The organism is Paenibacillus sp. P4_E11, from assembly GCF_056401635.1.
Genome location: NZ_JBFUIX010000200.1, coordinates 1 through 5,086, shown reverse-complemented (window position 1 = coordinate 5,086; position 5,086 = coordinate 1). Strand labels below are relative to the sequence as shown.

General features: G+C 49.9%; 6 protein-coding genes. 5 read left to right on the top strand and 1 reads right to left on the bottom strand.

The genetic code is table 11. The features are described from left to right. The 4 genes from hflX to glnA form a co-directional block, all read left to right on the top strand. The coding region (hflX, locus tag AC1DWB_RS31120; protein WP_477544971.1) for a GTPase HflX at window positions 1-1,138 on the top strand (1,138 nt) is incomplete at its 5' end. Window positions 1,139-1,170: 32 nt separating this feature from the next. Next, on the top strand, window positions 1,171-2,391 hold the full coding sequence (locus AC1DWB_RS31115; protein WP_477544972.1) for a methionine gamma-lyase family protein: 1,221 nt from the start codon (window positions 1,171-1,173) through the stop codon (window positions 2,389-2,391). A gap of 79 nt (window positions 2,392-2,470) precedes the next feature. Next, on the top strand, window positions 2,471-2,884 hold the full coding sequence (locus AC1DWB_RS31110) for a MerR family transcriptional regulator (RefSeq protein WP_477544970.1): 414 nt from the start codon (window positions 2,471-2,473) through the stop codon (window positions 2,882-2,884). A 20-nt stretch (window positions 2,885-2,904) separates the two neighbouring features. Further along, window positions 2,905-4,242 carry a type I glutamate--ammonia ligase gene (gene glnA, locus AC1DWB_RS31105; protein ID WP_477544969.1) on the top strand — a complete coding sequence of 446 codons (1,338 nt, stop codon included), beginning with the start codon at window positions 2,905-2,907 and terminating at the stop codon, window positions 4,240-4,242. Window positions 4,243-4,430: 188 nt separating this feature from the next. On the opposite strand, the gene AC1DWB_RS31100 is transcribed toward glnA, so the two are convergent. Further along, window positions 4,431-4,559 (bottom strand): sporulation protein YjcZ, encoded by a 129-nt coding sequence (locus AC1DWB_RS31100; RefSeq protein WP_477539552.1) that lies wholly within the window; start codon window positions 4,557-4,559, stop codon window positions 4,431-4,433. 265 nt (window positions 4,560-4,824) lie between these two features. Here AC1DWB_RS31100 and AC1DWB_RS31095 point away from each other — a divergent pair. Beyond that, window positions 4,825-5,086, top strand: a 262-nt coding sequence (locus tag AC1DWB_RS31095; RefSeq protein WP_477544968.1) for a YolD-like family protein, incomplete at its 3' end; no start/stop codon positions are given.

The following is a 5,086-nucleotide window of genomic DNA, read 5'->3' as shown; positions in this document are numbered from 1 at the left end:
GTTTATTGGTAAAGGGAAAGTGGAGGAGCTGAAAGTATTACTTGATATGCATGAGGCCAATACGGTAATCTTCGATCAAGAACTGTCAGGTGCCCAAGTCCGTAATTTGGAGCAAGCACTGGATGTGAAGATTATTGACCGAACGCAGCTCATTCTGGATATATTCGCTCAACGCTCCAAAACTCGAGAAGGTATTCTGCAAGTGGAGCTGGCACAACTCAGCTACTTACTTCCACGATTGTCGGGCCAAGGTAAGAACTTATCCCGATTGGGCGGAGGGATCGGGACTCGCGGACCCGGGGAGACCAAGCTGGAGATGGACCGTCGACATATTCGAGACCGAATAGCCGAACTCAAAAATCAACTGAGTGAAGTAGTTCGCCACCGTACGCTGCATCGGGAACGACGCAAGAAGACGGGCGTGTATCAAGTAGCACTAGCTGGATACACGAATGCAGGCAAGTCGACCCTGTTGAATCGCTTGACGGAAGCGGATGTGTACGCGGAGAACCAACTGTTCGCTACGCTGGATCCGACATCTCGTAGTCTTCGACTGCCGAACGGGCAGGAGATCGTGTTGACCGATACGGTTGGCTTCATCCAGCATTTGCCTCATGATCTCGTAGCTGCTTTCCGTGCTACCTTGGAGGAAGTGTGTGAGGCCGATCTCATTCTGCATGTGGTGGACAGTTCCAGCGAGATGCGCGAGAAGCAGATGCGTGTTGTGGAAGAAGTACTTCAGGAGCTGGGCGCTCATGGCAAGGAGAAGTTGACCGTATTCAATAAGACCGATCTGCTGCCGCGAGAAGAGACCGACTTATTAACGACTGCGGGCGATATGTTGCGCATAAGTGCAATGGCTGATCAAGACTTGGAGAGGTTGAAGCTAGCTATCCAGAACAAGCTGATGGGCGATGCGCTTCAATTCATGATTCCTGCAGACAGGGGCGAATTAGTAGCCTTGTTGTATCGGGTTGGTGAAGTATTGGAACAGGATGTGGAGGAAGAGGGTCGCCTCTTATTCAAGGTCAGAGTCAAGCGTAGTGAATATGAGAAAAATGGATATAAGCTGATCCCTTATGTCATGCATGCTGGAAATGATGTTGGAGAGGAATCAGAACGAGGAGAGGCGGATTAAGAATGAATATGCCGGAAGAGCTGATTAGACGGATGGAGCAGGCCGAAGAGACTGCGGAGTCTAAGATGAAGCAGATCGACCGGACGGTCGACCGGAACCAGTGGAAGGTGATTCAAGCGTTCCAGAAGTACAAGGTGAGCGACTTTCACTTTGCGGGCTCTACAGGCTATGGGTACAACGATCGAGGACGGGAAGTGCTGGATCTGGTATATGCTGAGGCGTTCGGGGCAGAGTCCGCGCTTGTGCGACCTCACTTCGTCTCCGGTACACATACGATTGGGACTGCCTTGTTCGGTGTACTTCGGCCAGGAGACCATATGCTGTACATAACGGGCAAGCCCTATGATACGCTGCACAAAGTAATTGGACAGCCTGGCGATGGAACGGGTTCGCTTCAGGACTGGGGAATTGTGTATGAGGAAGCAGCGCTGTTGGAGGATGGACAGCCTAACTGGGAACAGATTCGGGAGAAGATCACACCGCAGACGAAGGTAATTGGCATCCAGCGTTCGCGCGGCTATGACTGGCGCCCTTCCTTCTCGGTGGCGCAAATTTCCGAGATGACCTCCTTTGTGAAGTCAATCAAACCAGACGTCATCGTGTTCGTTGATAATTGTTATGGCGAATTCACTGAAGAGCAAGAACCGACACAGGTAGGCGTTGATCTAATTGCCGGATCACTCATCAAGAATCCTGGTGGCGGCGTTGCTGCTACGGGCGGATATATCGCGGGGAAAAAAGAGCTCGTGGAGCTGGCTGCTTATCGGCTGACCGCGCCCGGCATTGGCGCCGAGGTTGGAGCGATGCTAGGGACACTGAGGAGCATGTTCCAAGGATTATTCCTTGCCCCGCATTTGGTTGGACAGGCACTTAAGGGGGCGGTATTTGCAGCCGCTCTGTTCGAGCAACTGGGATTCGAGACGCATCCTCGCTGGGATGAGCCAAGAACGGATCTGATCCAAGCGATTCGCTTCACGGAAGAGCGTCATCTTATCTCATTCGTACAAGGGATCCAGAAAGCTTCCGCCATCGATGCGCATGTTGTTCCGGAGCCTTGGGATATGCCGGGGTATGAACATCCGGTCATCATGGCGGCAGGAACTTTCATTCAGGGCGGCAGCTTGGAACTGTCAGCGGACGCGCCAATCCGAGAACCATATATCGCGTACATGCAAGGCGGGCTCACATATTCGCATGTCAAACTAGGGGTTTTGACAGCAGTGAACAATATGATGGCCGCACGCTTATTGTAACGAAACCTTACATGTCTTGACATGTATTAATCGGATATGTACAATTCAATTAACCCCTTATATTCTGGAGTGATGCGTAATGAGTGATGATATTCGTAGGAACATGGCTTTATTTCCGATTGGGATCGTGATGAAGCTGACCGACCTCACCGCGCGGCAAATCCGGTATTACGAACAGCATGAGTTGATTATTCCAGCCAGAACGGCGGGTAATCAGCGTCTCTTCTCCTTCAACGATGTCGAGAGGCTGCTGCAGATTAAGGCGCTGATTGAGAAGGGCGTCAACATTGCCGGCATTAAGCAAGTACTTAACCCTGTTAATAAAGAATCCGAAGAAGCAACAGTTCTGAATGAACAAACTGAAGTCAAGCGCCGGGAGATGACGGACAATCAGTTGCACAAGATGTTGAAGCAGCAGCTGAGGTCCGGCAAGCGACCAGGCCAAGTATCCCTTATCCAAGGGGAGTTATCCCGATTTTTCCCTAAACATTAATGATCAGGAGGAATGGAATCATGACGCGTTCCCGTTATTCGAAGCAGGACATCACACGTATTGCTAAGGAACAAAATGTGCGGTTTATTCGATTGCAGTTCACAGACTTGCTGGGTACCATCAAGAATGTAGAAATCCCGGTAAGCCAGCTTGAGAAAGCTCTGGATAACAAGATGATGTTCGACGGTTCCTCTATCGAAGGCTACGTACGTATTGAAGAATCCGACATGTATCTATACCCTGATTTGGACACATGGGTCGTGTTCCCATGGGTGACAGAAGACCGTGTGGCCCGCTTGATCTGCGACATTTACTTACCGGATGGACGTCCATTCGCAGGTGATCCACGTGGCATTCTGAAGAGAGCGTTGAAGGAAGCCGAGGAGCTGGGCTTCACCGCGATGAATGTGGGTCCAGAACCAGAGTTTTTCTTGTTCAAGACCGATGAGAAAGGCAATCCTACATTGGAACTGAACGATCAAGGCGGTTACTTCGATTTGGCGCCTACAGATCTGGGTGAGAATTGCCGTCGCGAGATCGTACTTACATTAGAAGAGATGGGCTTCGAGATCGAAGCTTCTCACCATGAAGTAGCACCAGGTCAACATGAGATCGACTTTAAGTATGCGGATGCGATACATGCGGCCGATCAGATCCAGACGTTCAAGCTCGTCGTCAAGACCGTCGCCCGCCAACATGGCTTGCATGCGACATTCATGCCTAAGCCACTATTCGGCGTGAATGGTTCCGGAATGCATTGCCACCAATCGTTGTTCAAGGGCTCAGTGAATGCTTTCTATGACGAGAGTGATCGACTGGGCTTGAGCGAAACCGCTCGGTACTACATGGCTGGCATATTGAAACACGCTCGTGCATTCGCGGCCATTACGAATCCGACGGTTAACTCGTACAAGCGATTAGTTCCGGGTTATGAAGCTCCATGTTATGTCGCGTGGTCCGCTAGTAACCGTAGCCCCATGATCCGAATTCCGGCTTCACGTGGTCTCAGCACGCGGGTAGAAGTGCGCAATCCGGACCCGGCTGCGAATCCTTATCTGGCACTAGCGGTAATGCTTAAAGCAGGGCTGAACGGTATTATTCATAAGATGGAATTGCCTGCTCCGGTCGATCGGAACATCTATGTGATGTCCGAGGAAGAGCGTGAGGAGCAAGGCATTCCAAGTCTGCCGGACAACCTGAAGGAAGCATTGCTCGAAATGCTGTCTGATGAAGTCATTCTTGAAGCGCTCGGCGAGCATGCCCTAACACATTTCTTCGAGTTGAAGGAGATCGAGTGGGATATGTATCGCACGCAAGTTCATGCATGGGAACGCGATCAGTATATGACATTGTATTAATTGGGGAATCCCTTGGCGCTAAAGGCGTTGAGGGATTTTCTTGTTGGGGGAGGGGCCGTATCACCAATAGTCTATCCCATGATAAAACGGTCGGTTCAAAGAACCGACCAAGAGTAAGAGGAGTACTTTTCATGGGATAGTCCAAAGCGAGAAGGCAATGAATTGGAATTAGCGTCCTAAGAGTCGCATTAGATGAATACACCGCGCAATATTATGACTAACAAAATAAAGAGCACAAGGATGATCCCGATGCTAGAAAATCCTCCGCAAGAAAATCCAACGCCACCTATTCCTCCAACGCCACCGTCAAATCCCATTTGTCTTCCCCTCCTTTTAATAAAGATAAGGTAATATATGAGGGGGGATCCGATTGTGTATGGGTGAATGGTACCCGTCAAATGCACAATTATGTCAAATATGTTCGAATGACAAATGTCTCCTCGTTACACGTGGACCTATAGGGTGTAGGGTTTGGTTGCAAAGCGTAAGGAGTCTGTGTATACTTCTGGTCAAGTGGATCGTCACCCCGCCTGTTTATAGATCGTTCTGGGGGATAGGATTGAGGGGAAATGGAGGACTAAGATGGCGAAATTACCGAAATCAACGGGAAAGAACGTAATACCCAAGAGACCGACACGTGATGAATTTGAACTCGAAGAACTGGGAGAGCGACTTGTAGAGGCGAAGAATGAAGACTCTGAAGTGCTACTGACGATTTGGGGGACAACTGAACAAGTACAAGGTTGGATCACCGTGATGGATGCTCGTACTAAAACGGTACATATCCAGAAGAACGGGAATACAACAAAGGTACCGTTCTTGGATATATGGAAGGTAGAAAGCC

Coding starts and splice junctions, on each gene's coding strand:
- AC1DWB_RS31115 (WP_477544972.1), top strand. CDS start 1,171: ATGGAGCAGGCCGAAGAGACTGCGGAGTCTAAGATGAAGCAGATCGAC.
- AC1DWB_RS31110 (WP_477544970.1), top strand. CDS start 2,471: ATGAGTGATGATATTCGTAGGAACATGGCTTTATTTCCGATTGGGATC.
- glnA (WP_477544969.1), top strand. CDS start 2,905: ATGACGCGTTCCCGTTATTCGAAGCAGGACATCACACGTATTGCTAAG.
- AC1DWB_RS31100 (WP_477539552.1), bottom strand. CDS start 4,559: ATGGGATTTGACGGTGGCGTTGGAGGAATAGGTGGCGTTGGATTTTCT.